This is a genomic window from Telluria sp. AIW5 (assembly GCF_056680575.1).
Genome location: NZ_CM155289.1, coordinates 3,292,187 through 3,309,759 on the forward strand (window position 1 = coordinate 3,292,187; position 17,573 = coordinate 3,309,759).

The window sequence follows — 17,573 nt, forward strand, 5'->3', positions numbered from 1 at the left end:
CGGTTTTTTTTGTGCCCGAATCACACCTGAACCACTGTTTTATTAATGAAACACGGCAAATGCCGTTAGAAAAAGGGGAGTTCGAATGAAAAAGCACCTGACCACCATGGCAGTCCATGCAGCACTCGGCTGCGCTCTTGCGGGCAGCGCCCAGGCCCAAAGCAGCGTCACCGTGTACGGCAGCCTGGACGCCGGCGTGGCCTATATCAATGACCTGGGCGGTAGTTCAGTGACGCGGGTCGACCAGGGCACGATGCAGCCGGACCGCATCGGATTCCGCGGTACGGAAGACCTGGGCGGTGGCATGAAGGCGTTCTTCCAGCTCGAGGGCGGGTTTTCCACCGACACCGGCAGCCAGACCAACGCAGGCCGGCTGTTCAACCGAGCCAGCGTCGTCGGGCTGTCGGGCAATCTCGGCACCGTCACGCTGGGCAATATGCCTGACATCGTATTCGACTACGCGGGCAAGCTGAGCAACGGCTTCCAGCTGACCAATTTCTACCTGTTCCACCCGGGGAACCTGGATACAGTGGCGAACACCTACCAATTCAATAATTCGGTGCGCTACACCTCGCCGGCCTTCGGTGGCGTGACGGTGAGCGCGATGGCCGGGCTGGGCGAGCAGCCGGGGAGCTCCAGCACGAACCGCAACCTGAGTGCGGGTGCCAACTACACGAAAGGTCCACTGCGGCTGGCCCTTGCTTACAGCCGCCAGAACGATCGCACTGCCGGTTACGCAGGAGGCTTCCTGACCACCCTCGGGCTGGGCAACGCGACGACCGTGTTCGACACCCTGACGACCTGGGCGGGCGGCGCCGGCTACACCGTCGGCAACTTGCGCCTGAATGCGCTCTACACCCAGAGCCGCGTCGAGCTGCCGGCCGCTCCTGGCTTCGAGCAAAGGAATGTGGACCTTGGCGCAGCCTTCCGTTACGCACCCCAGACCACTCTTAACCTCGGGTACACCCATACCCGCCTGGAGGATGCGCGCTACAACCAGGTCAGCGTCAGCAATGTGTATGCCTTCTCGAAGCGCACCGAGTTCTACATCCAGGCGGCGTACCAGAAGGCGGGCGGTTCGGCAACCAGGGCTTTCCAGAACAATACGGGCGCCTCGTCCGACGACAAGCAGCTGGTGACGACGGCCGGCCTGCACCACTCGTTCTGATCGGGCCGCGCCGGTGCTAGACTTCCTGCAACGACGTCGACCGTCTGTGCTGCGATAGGGAAGCAATGAAAGAAGTGCACGTTACTACATGGAACGACTTCATGTCGCTCAGCGCCGAGCTGGACGGCTGGGCTTTTCGTGGGCAACAGGATGCGCGCTGGCCGCTGCTGACTTCCCTGGCGCGCTACCTGCACGCCTACATCCCGGACCAGGCCAGCTGGCGTCAGCGCGAGGAAAGGGCGATCCGCATCTTCCGGCGCAAGGCGCACAATTACCTCGGCGATCCCACGGTGCTGGACAATGCGCTGCGCTGTCTGGCACTGATGCAGCACCACGGCGCACCAACCCGTTTGCTGGACTTCACGAAATCGCCGTTTGTGGCGGCATTCTTCGCGCTGGAGCGGGCAACCGATGACGCCGCCGTCTATGCATTGAATACGCCGCGCTTGTGGGTTGCGGTGCCGCACGGCCAGCCCGACATGGACCGCAACAGCATCGATCCGCGCCAGCCGGATAATTTTGGCCGGGTTTTCCTGCCCAACACGAATGCAATCATCTGGACCGGTGAGCCGACCGAGATGGACCGCCGGCTGGTGGCGCAATCCGGCACGCTGGTAGTCCCTGGCATGCTGGACAAACCCTTGGACGGGATCCTGCGGTACTACGAGGGGGCCGACACCTTGCTGCAGAAAATCGTTCTGCCACTCTCTGTGCGCGAGGAAGCGATGAAGGCGCTCTATCGCATGAACATCACGAACGCCACGCTGTTCCCCGACCTCGATGGGCTGGCACGTTCGATCGGCATGGAGCTGGAGGTCATCTGGGCGGGCGCCGCTGGTCTTGCAACCGGTGACCAGGCCTGAGTGCCAGTCATGAAACCGCTGGCACACAGGTATGCGGCATCCAGCCTTGACTCGACGGTTAACCCGGTCGAGTGGGCACGGTGCTTCGATGGGCTTTTCACTGGACCGTTCCTGTTCACCGATGATGGTATCACCAATGGTATGGTTCAGCTTCCGTGCTGGAAGCACGAATAGAATCAAGGGATTGGCTCAGCCATTGATGATCGAGTGGGAGTGAGGGTTCCCAAAGTAAATTTTGCGATGACGCTGCAAACCGGCTAACCGCAGGCAGGTCTGCGGTACGCATCAGGCGCATTGGCATGAGGCAGGGATAGCGCTGGCGATCGAGCCTGTGTAGAAGGCTTGGCCGGCCTTTTGAAACACGGTTGGCTTGTACGAATTTCAATCGCTGCCGCAGCCGGGAGGGTCGTTGGGGGGACAGGCCGAGCCGGCCGCAGGCGAAGCGCAACGCGTGCTCCGTCCCCGTTTCGAAGTTCACCTTCCTGCCCAGCAGGATTCGCGGCCAGGTGGACTCCAGGTGCGTTTGCCGCCACAGGCGTGAAATCGCATCTCCCTTTCCGGGGTGGATCTCCCACGCGGACCCGCACTACCGAATGGACGTCAAACGGGGCCCCGTACAGATCGAAACGGTGCCGCGAATGTCCTCCACGATTGCGCCTCCTCCGGCCGGGACCGGCTGCCGGCCTTACTGCGATAGCACGTAGCGCGCCAGGCTGCGCGCCTGTTCCTCGCTCAGCTGGTCGTAGGGCGGCATCGGCACCGGCCCCCACTTGCCTGCGCCGCCGCCGCGGATGCTCTTCGCCAGCGCCGCCTCGTCACCTGCGGTACCGGCATACCTGGCCGCGACCGCCTTGTAGCCCGGGCCGACGACGGTCTTGTCGACCGCATGGCAGGACAGGCAGTTGTTGGCCGCGAGCAGCGCCTTGGCATCGAGCATTGCTCCGCCCGTTTTCGCGGGCCCGGAAGCCGGCCGGGCCGCCGCCGGGCTGTGCGTCGACGCGGGTACGATGGACGCCACCGTGTCCGCGCCGCCCTGCTCGGCGCCGTAGACCTTGACGAGGTAATCGACCATGGCCGGGATGTCGGTGTCGTCGAATTGGGCACCAAAGGGGTGCTTCATCTTCTTGACGGTGGCTTCCCAGTAGCTGCGCGGTGACGTAGCCGGCTGGGTCTGAACGTAGTGCACCGAGTGGCAGGTCATGCAGTTGCGCTGCACCAGCGCGTAGCCGGGCAGGGTGCTGGGCTTGAACTGGGCCGTTTCCGGCGGCAGCCGGATCTCGGTGGCGAATGCGGGAACGGCGGTACCCAGCAGCAGAGACAGCAGGAATGGTTTCATCGCACGGCTCCTCATACCGCAACGACGCGTACGGATTCGACCACATTGCGCATGTAGCCGGGCGCATTCCACAGGGCGGTGGTCGGCTGGCCCTGGCCGATGCGGTTAGTGGCGCGCACCAGCAACTGGTGCTCGCCCTTGCGCGACGGCGTGAAGGCCGTGCTCCATTCGCGGAAAGAATAGCGGCCCAGGTCCTTGCCCAGCCGGGCCGCCTGCCAGGTCTTGCCGCCGTCGGCGGAGAAGGCGACCTCGGCGATGCCTTGGCCGCCATCAAAGGCGATGCCGCGCACCACGGTCTGGCGCCCGCGCGGCACCTGGGCACCATCGGCCAGGCTGGTGATGAAGGAGCGCACATTGAAGCGGCCGATCGGCACCGTTTTCGCGGCCGGCTTGCCGGGCTCGGTGCAGGCACAGGGGTTGGCCGGGATGCGGTAGGCGGCACTCATCCAGAAGCCGTCGAATACCTTGTCCGTAACGGTAATGTCGGACAAGTGCTTGACCCAGTAGGTGCCGTAGTAACCGGGCACTACCAGGCGCAGCGGGTAGCCGTTCAGGACCGGCAGGTCGGCGCCATTCATCTGCCAGGCCAGCATGACCTCGCCGTCGAGCGCGTGGTCGATGTCGAGCGCCTTCATGAAGTCCGGGCCGTCGCCGACAGGAGGTTTGTCCAGGCCGTTGAATGCCACTTGAACCGATCCGGCCCTGACACCGGCCTTTTCCAGCACCTTACTCAGGGGGACCCCGGTCCAGCGCGCATTGCCCATCGCGCCATTGGCCAGTTGGCCACCGTTGACGCGCGGCGTCGAGAACCCGCGGCTATTGCCTGAGCACTGGTTGACGGCGACCAGTTCGACGCCGTCGGCCAGCTGCTTCAGGTCGGCCAGCGACAGTTCGAGCGGCGTGTTGACGTTGCCGCCGACGTGCAGGCGATAGGTCTGCGCGTCGATCGAGGTGGGGATGCCGGCCCAGTGGTAGCGCACGAAGAACGCGTCGTTGGGCGTGATCACGCCTTCGTTGAAGACGCCGAAGGGGGTCTCGAGCTGGGGCGGACGCGCGGTCAGCAGGATCAGCGGGCGCTTCTGGGGGTAAGCCACCAGCGAGCGCGCGCCGTTGGCGAAGGGCAGGGTCAGTTGGCCCGGTTCGGCCGCCAGTGCGTCCAGGACCGGGTTGCCGAAGGCGCCAACGGCGCCGAGCGCGCCGGCCTTGCGCAGGAAAGCACGACGCTCTGGCGCCGGGGGAAGCTTGGTCATACTGGTCTCCGTTCTTATGGTTGGACTACCTGTGCCGCAGCTTGCCGGCTTTTCGTACGCTCGTCAGCACCGCCTTGCCATCATCCGCGCGCTCATCGACTTCCATCGATACGGGCAAGCTGGCCGACATCCTGGTGTGTCATGACAAGGGATTATCGACAAAGTATTCGTGATTGCTGGTCAAAACGTAAGAGTGACGCAACTCCACCACTTCGTCACGAAAGGTCATGGCGCGCCGGATAATGTGCAGCAGCGGAGTACCTTGTTCGAGCCCGAGCAGGGCGGCCACTTCCCCGTTCGCGCCCTGTGCCTCCAGACGTTCCTCGGTGCGCAGCACGGCCACCCCGAAACTGTCCTGGTAGAGCTGATAGAGCGTCGTGCGTCGTTCGCGCACGTGGACCTCGGCCAGGTCGCTGAAAAACCGTTCGGGCAGCATGATGTCGTCGACGATCACCGGTTTCCCCGCAAGGCTGAGCCGATTAATGATGCGATACACCTTGGCACCGGTGCGAATGCCGAGTCGCCTTGCGCTGTCGGCGTCAGCCTTTCCCAGCGCCAGGCTGACGAATTCCACCTTTGGATATTCCTTTTTACCGTCCTTGCCACAGATATGGAAGAAGCCGAACATATAGCGGTCCTGGCTGTGGGAAGTGACGAAGGTGCCGCGCCCCTGATGGCGCATCAGGATATTTTCGGCGGCCAGCTCATCGACGGCCTTGCGCAGGGTTCCTACACTGACGCCAAAGCGTTCGCACAGTCGTTTTTCGGCCGGAATCATCTCGCCCGCCTTCCACTCGCCATCGCGCAGCGACTCCATCAGCTTGTGCTTGACCTCTTGATAAAGGGGCGCACCGTGGGGCATGTCAGAACGAAAGAGTTGTTGCATAAAATGAGTCAGGGATAATCGTGGCTACATGATAGCAAATTCTCGCCTGTCATGGCTCAGATACATACAGATCACCTAATTGAATTCCGGCCGCATAACGCTGGTGGGCCTTGTCCTGGCACCACCTGAGCAGGCTGAGGATCGGCTCGGAACGGTGTTTGTCCCTGTGCAGCAGAATGTGGAAAGCGCGCGTCAACTTCAGGAACGGTGTGTCGAGGGCAATGAGGTTGCCCCGTTCCACAGCGCCCGTCAATGCAATCCTGGGCAGACAGGAAATCCCCATCCCGCTCTCGACCGCACGCTTGATGGCCTCGGTCCCGCCCAGCTCCATGCTGAGGCGAATGTCGCCCAGTTGGCTCATCAGCATTTGCTCGACCACTTCGCGCGTACCCGACCCTTTTTCGCGCAGGATCCAGTCGGCCGAGCGCAAGGCATCGACCGTGACCGCGCCCGGCAAGGCCAGCGCGTGACCAGGCGCGCAGCAGATCGCCAGTTCGTCCGCCTGCCAGAAGATGGCGTCGATGTCGATGCTCTGGCACGGCCCTTCGACGAAGCCGATGTCGATTTCGAAGTGGCGCACGGCATTGATGACGTGCCCGGTGTTGCCGACGTCGAGCTGGAAGCGACTGCCGGGCCGCAATGCGCGAAATCCGCCTATCAGCTGTGGCAACAGGTAGTTGCCGATGGTGGAGCTCGCGCCCAGCCGCAGGTCGACGGCGCGGCCGCTTTCCGTGAACAGCATTTCCATCTCGTGGGCGCGATCGATCATTTCCACCGCTTTTGCATACAGCGACCGCCCATCCGCGTTCAGCACCAGGCGCTTTCCAACCCGATCGAACAACTTGGTCCCCAGCTGGTTTTCATAGTCGGCCAAGGCCATGCTCGCGGCCGACTGGGTGATCCCGACCGCTGCGGCTGCCTGGGTCACGCTGCCCTTCTGGGCGATGGCGACGAATACCTCGGTTTGCCTGAGTGTGGTACGCAGCATTTGTATATCAATTTTACTGATCGATTATATCAATATAACTCGTTTTCAATGTGCTTGCCACAGCGGTAGTCTGGCCGTACCCGATTCCAGAAAGAAAACAACATGACCGTTTCCCCATCCTTCGCGAACCAGTACGCCCCCGGGCTGGCGCTTGTCGGTGCGATCGCCGCAGCGTCGATGCTGGTCGCCTCGCTGCCGGCCGTCGCGCAGTGGGGCGCCAGCCCGCTCACCATTGCCATCGTGCTCGGCATCTTGCTTGGCAATACGATCTTTATGCGCATCGCCCCGGCCTGTGCCCCGGGTGTCGATTTTTCCAAGGCGCGTCTTCTGCGCCTGGGGATCGTCCTGTACGGCTTTCGCATCACCTTCCAGCAGATCGGCGACATCGGCTGGGCCGGCGTGCTGGTCGACATACTGGTGATCGCCACCACGTTCACCGTTGCAGTGCAGCTCGGTACACGGGTATTCGGCCTCGACCGCCAGACCTCGATGCTGATCGGCGCCGGCAGCGCGATCTGTGGCGCCGCCGCAGTCATGGCGACCGAACCTGTGGTGCGAGGACAGGCCAACAAGGTATCCGTGGCAGTAGCCACGGTGGTCATTTTCGGCACGGTTGGCATGTTCCTGTATCCGCTGCTGTATCCCTACCTGGCGCTGTCGGAGCAGGCGTACGGCCTCTATGTTGGTTCCACCATCCACGAAGTGGCGCAGGTCGTGGTGGCGGGCAAGGCGGTGAGCGAACAGGCCGCTTCCGCCGCTGTGATCGAGAAGATGATGCGGGTAATGATGCTGGCGCCCTTCCTGGTGATCCTGAGCAGCCGCATCGGGATCAGCGAGCATGAGACTGGAAAACGCCCGATCATGATTCCCTGGTTCGCCGTGCTGTTCATCGCTGCCAGTGGTTTCAACTCGCTGCAGTTGCTGCCGGCGCCCGTGGTCAGCGCGATCGTCCAAATCGACACCGTGCTCCTCGCAATGGCGATGGGTGCGCTGGGCTTGCGCACCCACGTCGGCGCGATTCGCCAGGCCGGCCTCAGGCCGATCCTCCTGGCGGCCGTCTTGTTCGCCTTCCTGCTGGTGGGTGGCTACGCTATCAACCGTATCGTCCACATGATCCTCTGAGGATAAAGCTTATTTTTTTGCAGTCGATCATCCATATGATATGTTTGATGAGGTGCCGAAAACCGACAGGAAATCCAACGTGAAGCTGTGTTTCAGCGCTTATTTTCGATTCTCAGTGCCCACCGCTATGGTGGATCATCAGATGGCTTTGAACCGCACGGGAACTAACTAGCCCTTAGGGCGTGGAGGAGCAAAGATGAAGAAGCCGTTGCATCGTAGTTTGTATTTCCAGGTGGTGATTGCACTCGTGGCCGGGATCGCAGTCGGCCACTTTTATCCCAAAGTTGGCGCCGATCTCAAGCCCCTCGGGGACGCGTTTATCAACGCCATCAAGATGGTTATCACCCCTGTCATTTTCTGCACGATCGTGTCGGGCATTGCTGGCATGGAAAGCCTCAAGAAAGTTGGTCGCGTCGGCGGCAAGGCCATCCTGTATTTCGAAGTTGTTACCACGCTGGCCTTGATCCTCGGTATGTTGGTTGCCAACATTGTGCAGCCTGGCGCCGGCATCAACGCCGACCTTGCCAGCCTGGATAGCGGGGCGGTGGCTCAGATCGCGCAAAAGGCGCAGCCGCAAACCACCATGCAGTTCATCGTGGCGATCATCCCCTCGTCGGTTGTGGACGCCTTCGCCAAAAACAACCTGTTACAGGTGCTCCTGTTCTCGATGCTGTTCGGTATCAGCCTGTCTGCGCTGGGCGATCGCGGCCAGAAGGCGCGTGAGGTCATCGACGAGTTCGGAAAAATCCTGCTCGGCGTGGTGGGTATCGTCATGAAGCTTGCCCCGCTGGGTGCCTTCGGCGCAATGGCCTTCACCGTCGGCAAATTCGGCATCGGCACGCTGCAGCAGTTGTCGCTGCTGATCGTCTGCTACTACGCGACCACGCTCCTGTTTGTTGGGCTCGTGCTCGGCTCGGTGGCGCGCATGGCCGGGATCTCGCTCTGGAAGCTGATCAAATACCTGAAGGAAGAAATGTTCATCGTGCTCGGCACCGCAAGTACCGAATCGGTACTGCCCCAGCTGATGCAAAAGCTCGAACGCCTGGGGATTTCGCGTTCGGTGGTCGGGCTGGTGGTTCCGACCGGCTATTCGTTTAACCTTGACGGCGCGGCGATCTACCTGACGATGACCTCGATTTTCATTGCCCAGGCGCTCAACATCGATCTCAGTCTGTGGCAGCAACTGGGGCTGCTGGCGATCCTGCTGCTGACCTCGAAGGGCGGTGCCGGCGTTGCGGGCGCGGCGCTGGTGGCGCTGGCCGCAACGCTGTCGTCGACAAACCTGCTGCCCGTGGCTGGCATCGCGCTGGTGATCGGCATCGATCGCCTGATGAACGAGATCCGCGCGCTGACTAACCTCGTTGGCAATGCGGTGGCGACGGTGGCGGTGGCGCGCTGGGAAGGGGAGATCGACCTGGCGCAGGCGCGTCGTGTGCTCGACGGTGAGCAGGCGGACTTGGCCGAACCGGAAGCGTCGCCCGCATTGCCAGTCCTGGCGCCGCACCTGGTGGCCCGGGCCGGCTCCTGAAACGAGCTTGCGCTGCATCGACCACAGTCGTACGCACACGACAAGCCGTATGACTCCGGGCGCGGCCACAGCCGTTCCCGGAGTTTTTTTACGTCCTGGGCATCGGGGCAACGGGCGGGTAGGGCAGCATAACCGGCCCCGCAGCGAGCACGAAGTCCTTGCGCAGGAAAGCTGGCAGTAGTGCAGGACGAAGCTGGCGCCCCTGCCGTGCAGGAGCTCGCGGATCACCTGCATTACCCAGCAAGGGGCGAGCTTCCCGTGCAGGCGGTTTCCAGGATAAAGCCAGTCAGGTGCAAACGGCAGCAGGGACGCTGCCCGCAGAAGTGCCTCCTGTTGGCGAGGGCATGCCGTTTGAAGCAAGAGAAGGCAGGGGAGCGCGGCCGACCCTGCAGCGAGGATCGCGTCCTCGGCAGAAAGCTACCAGTTGCGCAGAACGAGGCTGGCGCCGCCGCCGATCAGGATCACCCAGATCACCTGCACCACGCGGGCAGGGGCGAGCTTTCCGTGCAGGTGGTTGCCAAGATAGAGCCCACCGAGCGCGAACGGCAGCAGCACCGCCGCCAGCAGGAGGAGGCTATGCTCGCGGTACAGGCCGGCGCCGGTGAAGAGCACCAGGCGTGACAGTCCGCTGATGAAGATGAGGGAGCTGATCGTCGCGCGCAGCACCAGCTTGTCCGGCAAGCGCCGCGCAAGATAGATCGTATAGATGGGCCCGCCCGTGCCGAACAAGGCCGTGAACACACCGCCGATGATCCCGAGCGGCACCGCCCAGGCGCCGCGGATGATCTCCAGGCGGGGATTGAACAGCAAACTCCACGCGGAATACGCCAGGATAAAGCCACCGAGGGTCAGCAGCAGCAGCCGCTCCGGCGCATTCACGAGCAGCACGATGCCGATTCCCATGCCGACCAACATCATCGGCACCAGGCGCAGCAATTCGCGGCGCTCGACCACGCGCCGGTTCTTGAGGCCCAGCAGCAGGCCGCCCGCCAGGTCGAAAATGAGCATCATGGCGACCGCGGTGTGCAGGGGAATCAGCTGGACCAGCAGCGGCATCGCCGTAATTGACGAGCCGAAGCCGGTCAGGCCGAACACCGTGTAAGCGAGGACCACGACCGCTCCCACCAGCACGGCCGTTTCGAGCTCGATTGCCAGCATGTGGGCGCCGCCTGCGCTAAGCGCGCGCCAGCGCTTCGAGCTGCTCTGCGAGGGCGGCCGAAATCTCGATGCCGTCGTGCGCGGCGACGCTGGCGAGCGCTTGCCGGCGCTGGCCGGGCAGGCGGACGTCGGCGTCCGCCAGCATCGCCCCCACCAATGTTTCGATGCGTTCGTAGAACACCTCGTTGCCCGCCAGCGCGCCCGGATCGACTACCAGGAAGGCCTGGCCGATACGCGGCCGGTTGCCTTCCTCGGTGAAGAAGGAATCGGCCTCGAAGCCGAAGGCGGCGCCGGTCAGCGCGCAGCACAGCAGCTCGACGACCAGTGCCAGCATCGCGCCTTTGACGCCGCCGGCCGGGAGCATCATGCCTTCCAGGCCGGCTTTGGGGTCGCTGGTCGGGTTGCCGTCCTTGTCGAGCGCCCAGCCTTGCGGAATCGGCTTGCCTTCCTTGGCGGCGACCATTAATTTGCCGCGCGCGACTTCCGACAGCGACAGGTCGATCACCAGGGGCGGTGCGCCGCGGCGCGGGAACACGGCGGCAATCGGATTGGTACCGAACAGCGCACGCCGTCCGCCCCACGCCGGCATCGCTGCCGGCGAATTGCCGAACGCGAGGCCGACCATACCCGCCGCGGCGACGGGCATCAGGTGCTCGGCCGCCATGCCGAAATGGTGGCTATTGGTGACGCCGGCGAACGCTGCGCCGCAGGCCGACGCCGCCTTGACGGCTTCGCGCACGGCCAGTGCGCAGGCGGGGAATGCCAGTCCTTCCTGCGCGTCCACCAGCAGCGCGGCTGGCCGCGACTGCTGCAGGCGCGGCTCGGCGGCGCCGTTGACGCGGCCGTGGCGCAAGTGGCCGGCGTACTGCGCCACACGTGACAGGCCGTGTGAGGCGAGTCCCTGCGCTTCGGCCGACACCAGCGCGGCCGCCGTTACGGCCGCCATTTCCGGGCCCGCACCCGCGCGCTCGAGCGCGGTGACGGCGAGCCGGGTCAACTGTTCAATGCTAAGTCTGGGCATGACTGCTCCGTGGATGGGGTGGCGAGGAGGAATTCGGCGATCTTGTCGGCGATGAGCGAACTGACCCGCTCGTTCGATTCGCGCGTCACGCCGCCGATGTGTGGTGTCAGCACCAGGTTCGGGACGTCCGCCAGTGCCGAGCCGGCGCCCAGCGGTTCCTGGTCGAACACGTCGAGCGCGGCCCCGCCGAGGCGCCCGCCGCGCAGGGCGGCGGCCAGTGCGGCCTCGTCAACGATGCCGCCACGCGCCGTGTTGATCAGCACCGCGTCCGGCTTCATCAGCGCAAGGCGGCGTGCGTCCATCAGGCCGCGTGTGTCGGCTGTGAGCGGCACGTGCAGGCTGACCGCGTCGGCCGTGCGCAGCAGGTTCTCGAGCGAGGCGCAGGCGACACCGAGCTCGCGCCACGCGGGCGCGTCGGCCGTCAGCATCGGGTCGTAGGCGATGACCTGCATGCCGAGCCCCTGGGCCAGTCTGGCCGTCAGCCGGCCGATCGCGCCGAAGCCGATCAGCCCCAGCGTCTTGCCGCCGGTCTCGCGCCCTTCCGACAGGCGCGGGCGTGGCCACAGCCCCGCGCCCATCTCGGCGTTGCAGGTGTAGGCGCCGCGCAGCAGCAGCATGGTGGTGGCGATGACGTATTCGGCCACCGCCAGCGCATTCGCGCCGGTGGCGGGAATCACTGCCACCTTGCGCGCCGCGCAGGCATCGACGTCGATGTTGTCGAGCCCGACGCCGAGGCGGCCGACCACCTGCAGGGCCGGCGCCGCGGCCAGCAACTCGGCGTCGACACGGGTGCGGTTGCGCACCACCAGGGCATCGACACCCGCGAGCTTGGCCAGCAGTTCGTCGCGGCGGTCGACCAGGGTTGGGTCGTAGGTCAGGTCGAAGCGCCGGCGCAGTGTGTCCACCGAGGCCTCGTCCATGAATTCACAAATGATGATGTGCATGTCGGCTCCCGGATCAGTTCTGCATGCCCCACTTGCGCACGGTATGGTTTTCCACCGTGCGGAAGATGAGGTTCTCGACGGCCAGGCCGATCAGGATCACCGTCAACAGGCCGGCGAACACGTTCGGGATTTCCAGCATGTTCTTGTTCTCGTAAATGAACCAGCCCAGGCCACCCGAGCCGGAGCTGACGCCGAATACCAGCTCGGACGCGATCAGTGTGCGCCAGGCGAAGGCCCAGCCCATCTTGAGGCCGGTGAGGATGCTGGGAAAGGCAGCCGGTATCAGCATTTTCGACACATAGGCAAAGCCGCCGAGGCCGTAGTTCTTGCCTACCATGCGCAGCGTGTTCGACACTGCCAGGAAGCCCGAATGGGTATTCAGTGCCACCGCCCACACCACCGAGTGGACCAGCACGAAGACCAGGCTGCCGTTGCCGAGGCCGAACCAGATCAGCGCGATCGGCAGCAGCGCAATCGCCGGCAGCGGGTTAAACATCGAGGTCAGGGTTTCGAGGAAGTCGGTGCCGATGCGCGAAGCGATGCCGATCGCGGTCAGCAGCGCGGCCAGTGCGATGCCGCTCGAATAGCCGATCAGCAGCACTTTGAGCGAGGCCCACACCTTGAGCAGCAGGCCGCCGCTGGCGATGCCGGTAACGAAGGCCTTGGCGGTGGCGAGGAAGGTCGGGAACAGCAGCTCGTTGTTCAGCATGCGCGCACCGATCTCCCACACCAGCACCAGCACCAGCAGGATGGCGGCCTTGCGCAGGGCGCTGATGTTGTAGCACTTTTCGAAGGTCGACAAGGGCTTGGCCACCACGCCGAAGGCCGAGGAGTCGAGCGGCACGCGGTGGATCGGCGGCCTGGCGAATAGAACGGCATCCTTAGACATGCTGCACCTCCTGGGCTTCGATATCGTCTGCGAAAAGCATCTGGTGGATTTCGGTTTCGAGCTGCTTCGCGGCCTGCGGATCGCTGCAGTCGCGCGGGACGCTGGCCAGTTCCGCCTTGACCTGGCCCGGGTGCGGCGACAGCAGCAGGATGCGGCTGCCGCACTTGATCGCTTCGGGAATCGAGTGGGTCACGAAGAGCACCGTGAAGTGGGTGTCGTCCCACAGTTGGAGCAATTCGTCCTGCATCTTGCGCCGGGTCAGGGCGTCGAGGGCGGCGTAGGGTTCGTCCATCAGCAGCACGTCCGGTTCCATCGCCATGCCTCGTGCAATCGCCACGCGCTGCTTCATCCCTCCCGAAAGCATGTGCGGGTGGTGGTCGCAGAATTTAGCGAGGTTGACCTTCTCGATGTATTGCATGGCCTTTTCCTCTGCCGCCTTGCCGCTCAGCTTGCCCGACGCGCACAGCGGGAACATGACGTTTTCCTTGACCGTCTTCCAGGGCAGCAGCTGGTCGAACTCCTGGAACACCATCATTCGGTCGGGGCCCGGCCTGGTCACCACCTTGTCTTTCAGGCGGATTTCGCCCTCGGTCGGCGCCATGTAGCCGCCCACCGCCTTGAGCAGGGTCGACTTGCCGCAGCCCGAAGGGCCGAGCAACACGTAGCGGTCGGATTTGAAGACCTGGAAGTTGACGCGGTAAGTCGCGGTCACCAGGTGCTCCTTGGTCTTGTACTGCAGCGTGACGTCGCGTACATCGAGCAGGGGCGTCGGATCGGTCGTTGGAATAGCTCTCATGTCCATGGCTTCCTCTTGGATATCGTCGGGGATGAAAATCGGATGGCGCCTCGATTCAGCTGCCGGGCAGGGCGTGCACGTTGGGGAAGAACAGGTCCTTCCAGGAGTCCGGCTTGGCCTTGATCGAGCCGATCTTCTGCATGAAATCGACGTACTTGACCACGTTCTGCGGGGTGGTCGTGTACTTCACGTTGGGATCGTTGAGTATCTTGAGGAGGTCGTCGATGCTGTCCTTGTCGCGCGACAGGCGCAGGTAGGTCTGGGCCGCCCAGCGCTTGTCGCGGTTGATCATCGCCATCGATTCGTCGAGCGCCTTGATGAAGGATGCGTAGATCTTCGGGTTCTCGTTGCGGAATTTGGAAGTGGTCCACACCAGGTTGAAGGTGGCCGGCCCGCCCAGCACGTCATACGAATTGAGAACCGTGTGGATCTCGGGTTTTTCGAGCTGCTGGTACTGGAAGGGCGGGGAGCTGAAATGCGCGGTGATCTCGCTCGAATTGGACAGGATCGCGGCCTGTGCGTCCGGGTGGCTCATCGACACGGTCAACGCATCGAGCTTGTTCTGCTGACCCGGGCCGAAGGCCTGCTCGGCTGCCATCTGCAGCGTCACCGCCTGGATCGACACCTTTGCCGCAGGCAGCGCGATCTTGTCCTTGTCGGTAAAGTCCTTGATCGATTTGACTTTCGGGTTGCGGGTGTTCAGGTAAAGCGGCATCGAGTTCAGTGCGGCGGCGGCCTTGATGTCGTAGCTGCCGCGGGTTTTGGCCCACAAGGTCACCAGCGGGGCCACGCCGCCGGCGGCGAAGTGCAGGCTTTCCGACAGCAGCGCGTCGTTCATGACGTTCCCGCCGGCGAACTTGGCCCAGGTCACCTTCAGGTTGGGGATGCCGGCCTCCTTCGCATGTTTTTCGACCAGCTTTTGCTCCTCCATGATCATCAGGGGCAGGTAGCTGATGCCGTATTGCCCGGCGATTTTCAGCTCGGCCACTTCGGCATGGCTGACCGCGGCTGCGGTCAACAGCACGGTGCCGAGGGCAATGGACAAAATGGATCTGAATTGCATGGAAGTCTCCTCCAAGGATGGGTGACCGGGGGAGGCCTCGCTTTCCGCAATTTTTTCCAACCCCCGCTTGAGTGCTTGATTTCGATCGCTGAACGCTTGTGTGACGGGTCAATACTAGACCAATTTATACGTAGATTCAACTATATGATTTAAATAAGTTAGCAAGGCCGGAGCGTGCTTGCGCGGTTCGTTCTGGGTGGGAAAGGCGCTCAGGCCAGGGTAGCGTTCGCTTCGTCTTCGAGGATGGTCTGGCCAGGCCGGACGCGATCGAAGTGGACCGGCTCGCGCAGCAGCGTCAGCCTGTCGTGCTCGACGCGCGCGACCGTGTAGCTGGAATTTTCCAGCTCGCCAGGCAGCGGGAAGTCTTCTCGGAAATGCGCGCCGCGCGAGTCCTCGCGGGCCAGGGCCGCAGCCGCGATCACCTGGCTTACCGAGATCAGGTTGCGCAGGTTGATCCAGTCGTGCCAGCTGAGGTTGAAGGCGCGCTCGCCGTCCTGGACGCCGGTCGCGGCCAGCCGGGCCGCCAGCGCTTCAAGCCGGCTGATGGCGCGGCGCAGGCCCTGTTCGGTGCGCAGGATGCCGACATCGCTCCACATGCATTCGTACAGGTCGTCGCGGATCGCTCCGAGGTCTCCCGCGGCTTGCGCGAACGGCGCTTCATGCGCGGCGATGCTGCGCGCCAGCGCGTCTTCGTCGGGCGCGCGCCAGCCTGGATTGGCTTCGGTCCAGCGGGCCATGCTGTCGCCGGCGATCCCGCCGAACACGGTGGAATTGGCCACGCCGTTGCCGCCGAGGCGATTGGCGCCGTGCACGCCGCCGGTATCCTCGCCGGCTGCGAACAGGCCGTGCAGGCCGGTGCTGCAGTCGGGCCGGAACACCACGCCGCCCATCATGTAATGCGCCGTCGGTACTACCTCGACCTTGCCCCCGGCGAGGTCGAAGCCGCAGTCGCCGCAGCGTTCGACCATGCCCTTGAACTGCTTGCGCACCTTGTCCGGACCGAGGTGCGACATCTGGATGTAGACGCCGCCGTTGGGCGTGGTGCGGCCCGCACGCATCTCGGCGTAGATCCCGCGCGAGACGATATCGCGGGTGGCGCGCTCGCCGCGCGCGTCGTAATTGGTCATGAAACGGTCGCCCTCGCCATTGACCAGCCACCCGCCGGCCCCGCGCAGGCCTTCCTCGAGCACCGTGCCGGTCATGCGTGTATGGGTTCCGGCCAGCAGTCCGGTCGGGTGGAACTGCACCATCTCCATGTCGCGCAGCGGCAGCCCGGCCTGCAGCGCCATGGCCAGGCCATCGCAGCTCTTGTCGCCCGACGGCGTGTGGAATTTGTACATGGTGGGTCCGCCGCCGGTGGCCAGCAGCACCGCCCTGGCCTGCACGAACACGAACTCGCCGCTGCGCATGTCGATCATCAGGACGCCGGCCAGCGCGCTGCCGTCGGCTGTCTTGACCAGTTCGATGGCGCGGTATTCCTCGAGGCGCTCGATGCCGCGTGCCCAGACCTGCTCGGACAGGCGGTTGATGATTTCGATTCCCGTCAGGTCGCCCTTGTGCACGGTGCGGTCGAAGGTCTGGCCGGCGAAGGCCTTCTGGTGGACAGTGCCGTCAGGATTGCGGTCGAAGAAGCAGCCGAGCTCGTTTTCCAGTTCGTGGATGCGCTCGACTGCCTTGGTCACCAGCGTCCACGCCAGTTCCTGGTTGGCCAGCCACTTGCTGCCTTCGATGGTGTCCATGAAGTGGCGCTCGACCGAATCTCCCTCGGCCAGGGCCACGTTGTAGCCTCCCTGGACCATGCGCGTGCAGCCACACTTGCCCAGCAGGCCCTTGACCGCGACCGTGATCTTCAGCGTCGGGCTGGTCTGGTGCGCATGCAGCGCAGCGAACAGGCCGGCCCCGCCGGAACCGAGGATCAGGATATCGGTCTGCACCCGTTTCAGCTTGCTCATGCCGGCACCCCCAGGCTGGCCAGCACCGCACGGCGCCGCGCCTCCACGTCTTGCTTGATTTCCGCGTACAGGCTGCCGCCATGGCTATCCATGGCGACCAGCAGCGGCCCAAAATTCCTGATGCGAAATTTCCACAGTGATTCGGGATTGAGGTCATCGAGGTCGACGTCCTCGATCTGCTCGATCCAGGTGGTTTCGAGCGCCGCGGTGCCGCCGACGATGGCCAGGTAGGCGCCACCGATGTCGCGGAACGCCTCCTGCGAACCGTCGCGCAGCCCGCCCTTGCCGACGATCAGGCGCACGCCATGGCGCTCCATCAGCGGGCGGGTGAAGCGCTCCATGCGGTCGCTGGTCGTGGTGCCGATGCACACCGGCGCGTAGCCGGCAGGGAAAGCGCCGCTCCTGTCGACCTTGCGCACATTGGGTGCGGTGTGGATCACCGCATGCCCGCGCAGGTCGAAGCGGGTGCTGCGGCCGCGGTCGAGCATGTGGATCTGGGTGGCGTCGCGGATGCCGAAGAGGGTGGTCTGCAGGGTGACGGTGTCGTTGACGCGCAGTTGGCGAACCTGCTCTTCGCTGACAGGCGTGCTCAGTTCGTAATGGGCCATG

The 17,573-nt window shown here is 63.9% G+C and carries 16 protein-coding genes; 4 read left to right on the plus strand and 12 right to left on the minus strand.

Annotated elements, in window-relative coordinates:
• Positions 1-85 precede the first annotated feature (85 nt).
• Both AC1MEM_RS14590 and AC1MEM_RS14595 read left to right on the plus strand, forming a co-directional pair.
• Positions 86-1,168, plus strand: coding sequence for a porin (locus tag AC1MEM_RS14590; protein ID WP_499471559.1), 1,083 nt, complete (start codon positions 86-88; stop codon positions 1,166-1,168).
• Between the two features lie 65 nt (positions 1,169-1,233).
• On the plus strand, positions 1,234-2,031 hold the full coding sequence (locus tag AC1MEM_RS14595; RefSeq protein ID WP_499471561.1) for an FRG domain-containing protein: 798 nt from the start codon (positions 1,234-1,236) through the stop codon (positions 2,029-2,031).
• Between the two features lie 685 nt (positions 2,032-2,716).
• Here the strand turns inward: AC1MEM_RS14595 and sorB are convergent.
• The 4 genes from sorB to AC1MEM_RS14615 form a co-directional block, all read right to left on the minus strand.
• Positions 2,717-3,367 (minus strand): SorB family sulfite dehydrogenase c-type cytochrome subunit, encoded by a 651-nt coding sequence (gene sorB / locus AC1MEM_RS14600; protein WP_499471563.1) that lies wholly within the window; start codon positions 3,365-3,367, stop codon positions 2,717-2,719.
• Between the two features lie 11 nt (positions 3,368-3,378).
• Positions 3,379-4,617, minus strand: a complete 1,239-nt coding sequence (gene sorA / locus AC1MEM_RS14605) for a SorA family sulfite dehydrogenase catalytic subunit (protein WP_499471565.1) — start codon at positions 4,615-4,617, stop codon at positions 3,379-3,381.
• Between the two features lie 139 nt (positions 4,618-4,756).
• Entirely contained in the window at positions 4,757-5,503 is a 747-nt protein-coding gene (locus tag AC1MEM_RS14610) for a GntR family transcriptional regulator (RefSeq protein ID WP_499471567.1), read from the minus strand.
• A 49-nt stretch (positions 5,504-5,552) separates the two neighbouring features.
• Positions 5,553-6,491: a LysR family transcriptional regulator gene (locus tag AC1MEM_RS14615; RefSeq protein WP_499471569.1), complete on the minus strand. Its 939-nt coding sequence runs from the start codon at positions 6,489-6,491 to the stop codon at positions 5,553-5,555.
• Between the two features lie 102 nt (positions 6,492-6,593).
• Between AC1MEM_RS14615 and AC1MEM_RS14620 the strand changes: the two genes are divergently transcribed.
• Both AC1MEM_RS14620 and AC1MEM_RS14625 read left to right on the plus strand, forming a co-directional pair.
• Positions 6,594-7,613 (plus strand): YeiH family protein, encoded by a 1,020-nt coding sequence (locus AC1MEM_RS14620; RefSeq protein ID WP_499471571.1) that lies wholly within the window; start codon positions 6,594-6,596, stop codon positions 7,611-7,613.
• 196 nt (positions 7,614-7,809) lie between these two features.
• Positions 7,810-9,141: a dicarboxylate/amino acid:cation symporter gene (locus AC1MEM_RS14625; RefSeq protein ID WP_499471573.1), complete on the plus strand. Its 1,332-nt coding sequence runs from the start codon at positions 7,810-7,812 to the stop codon at positions 9,139-9,141.
• Positions 9,142-9,558: 417 nt separating this feature from the next.
• Here the strand turns inward: AC1MEM_RS14625 and AC1MEM_RS14630 are convergent, their stop codons facing one another.
• The 8 genes from AC1MEM_RS14630 to AC1MEM_RS14665 all read right to left on the minus strand — a co-directional run bounded on the left by AC1MEM_RS14630 (position 9,559) and on the right by AC1MEM_RS14665 (position 17,572).
• Positions 9,559-10,299 (minus strand): sulfite exporter TauE/SafE family protein, encoded by a 741-nt coding sequence (locus AC1MEM_RS14630; protein WP_499471575.1) that lies wholly within the window; start codon positions 10,297-10,299, stop codon positions 9,559-9,561.
• A 16-nt stretch (positions 10,300-10,315) separates the two neighbouring features.
• A complete protein-coding gene (locus tag AC1MEM_RS14635; protein WP_499471577.1) occupies positions 10,316-11,320 on the minus strand; it encodes an Ldh family oxidoreductase in 1,005 nt (334 codons plus the stop codon).
• Positions 11,293-12,264, minus strand: a complete 972-nt coding sequence (locus tag AC1MEM_RS14640; RefSeq protein WP_499471579.1) for a hydroxyacid dehydrogenase — start codon at positions 12,262-12,264, stop codon at positions 11,293-11,295. The genes AC1MEM_RS14635 and AC1MEM_RS14640 overlap by 28 nt, the downstream gene beginning before the upstream one ends.
• 13 nt (positions 12,265-12,277) lie before the next feature.
• Positions 12,278-13,153, minus strand: a complete 876-nt coding sequence (locus tag AC1MEM_RS14645; protein ID WP_499471581.1) for an ABC transporter permease — start codon at positions 13,151-13,153, stop codon at positions 12,278-12,280.
• Positions 13,146-13,949 (minus strand): ABC transporter ATP-binding protein, encoded by an 804-nt coding sequence (locus tag AC1MEM_RS14650; RefSeq protein ID WP_499471583.1) that lies wholly within the window; start codon positions 13,947-13,949, stop codon positions 13,146-13,148. The genes AC1MEM_RS14645 and AC1MEM_RS14650 overlap by 8 nt, the downstream gene beginning before the upstream one ends.
• A gap of 55 nt (positions 13,950-14,004) precedes the next feature.
• Complete coding sequence (locus AC1MEM_RS14655) at positions 14,005-15,012, minus strand: ABC transporter substrate-binding protein (RefSeq protein WP_499471585.1); 1,008 nt, start codon at positions 15,010-15,012, stop codon at positions 14,005-14,007.
• 209 nt (positions 15,013-15,221) lie between these two features.
• The gene (locus tag AC1MEM_RS14660) at positions 15,222-16,964 is read right to left on the minus strand and encodes an L-aspartate oxidase (protein ID WP_499471587.1); all 1,743 of its coding nucleotides are present in this window, start codon (positions 16,962-16,964) and stop codon (positions 15,222-15,224) included.
• Positions 16,961-17,572, minus strand: coding sequence for a fumarate hydratase C-terminal domain-containing protein (locus tag AC1MEM_RS14665; RefSeq protein WP_499471589.1), 612 nt, complete (start codon positions 17,570-17,572; stop codon positions 16,961-16,963). Before AC1MEM_RS14665 ends, AC1MEM_RS14660 begins: the two co-directional genes overlap by 4 nt.
• Position 17,573: the final 1 nt, after the last annotated feature.

Excerpts from the sequence above, each read along its gene's own strand:
- AC1MEM_RS14615 (WP_499471569.1), bottom strand. The coding sequence starts at position 6,491 with ATGCTGCGTACCACACTCAGGCAAACCGAGGTATTCGTCGCCATCGCC.
- AC1MEM_RS14595 (WP_499471561.1), top strand. The coding sequence starts at position 1,234 with ATGAAAGAAGTGCACGTTACTACATGGAACGACTTCATGTCGCTCAGC.
- AC1MEM_RS14635 (WP_499471577.1), bottom strand. The coding sequence starts at position 11,320 with ATGCCCAGACTTAGCATTGAACAGTTGACCCGGCTCGCCGTCACCGCG.
- AC1MEM_RS14625 (WP_499471573.1), top strand. The coding sequence starts at position 7,810 with ATGAAGAAGCCGTTGCATCGTAGTTTGTATTTCCAGGTGGTGATTGCA.
- AC1MEM_RS14640 (WP_499471579.1), bottom strand. The coding sequence starts at position 12,264 with ATGCACATCATCATTTGTGAATTCATGGACGAGGCCTCGGTGGACACA.
- AC1MEM_RS14665 (WP_499471589.1), bottom strand. The coding sequence starts at position 17,572 with ATGGCCCATTACGAACTGAGCACGCCTGTCAGCGAAGAGCAGGTTCGC.
- sorB (WP_499471563.1), bottom strand. The coding sequence starts at position 3,367 with ATGAAACCATTCCTGCTGTCTCTGCTGCTGGGTACCGCCGTTCCCGCA.
- AC1MEM_RS14610 (WP_499471567.1), bottom strand. The coding sequence starts at position 5,503 with ATGCAACAACTCTTTCGTTCTGACATGCCCCACGGTGCGCCCCTTTAT.
- AC1MEM_RS14590 (WP_499471559.1), top strand. The coding sequence starts at position 86 with ATGAAAAAGCACCTGACCACCATGGCAGTCCATGCAGCACTCGGCTGC.
- AC1MEM_RS14630 (WP_499471575.1), bottom strand. The coding sequence starts at position 10,299 with ATGCTGGCAATCGAGCTCGAAACGGCCGTGCTGGTGGGAGCGGTCGTG.
- AC1MEM_RS14655 (WP_499471585.1), bottom strand. The coding sequence starts at position 15,012 with ATGCAATTCAGATCCATTTTGTCCATTGCCCTCGGCACCGTGCTGTTG.
- sorA (WP_499471565.1), bottom strand. The coding sequence starts at position 4,617 with ATGACCAAGCTTCCCCCGGCGCCAGAGCGTCGTGCTTTCCTGCGCAAG.
- AC1MEM_RS14660 (WP_499471587.1), bottom strand. The coding sequence starts at position 16,964 with ATGAGCAAGCTGAAACGGGTGCAGACCGATATCCTGATCCTCGGTTCC.
- AC1MEM_RS14650 (WP_499471583.1), bottom strand. The coding sequence starts at position 13,949 with ATGAGAGCTATTCCAACGACCGATCCGACGCCCCTGCTCGATGTACGC.
- AC1MEM_RS14620 (WP_499471571.1), top strand. The coding sequence starts at position 6,594 with ATGACCGTTTCCCCATCCTTCGCGAACCAGTACGCCCCCGGGCTGGCG.
- AC1MEM_RS14645 (WP_499471581.1), bottom strand. The coding sequence starts at position 13,153 with ATGTCTAAGGATGCCGTTCTATTCGCCAGGCCGCCGATCCACCGCGTG.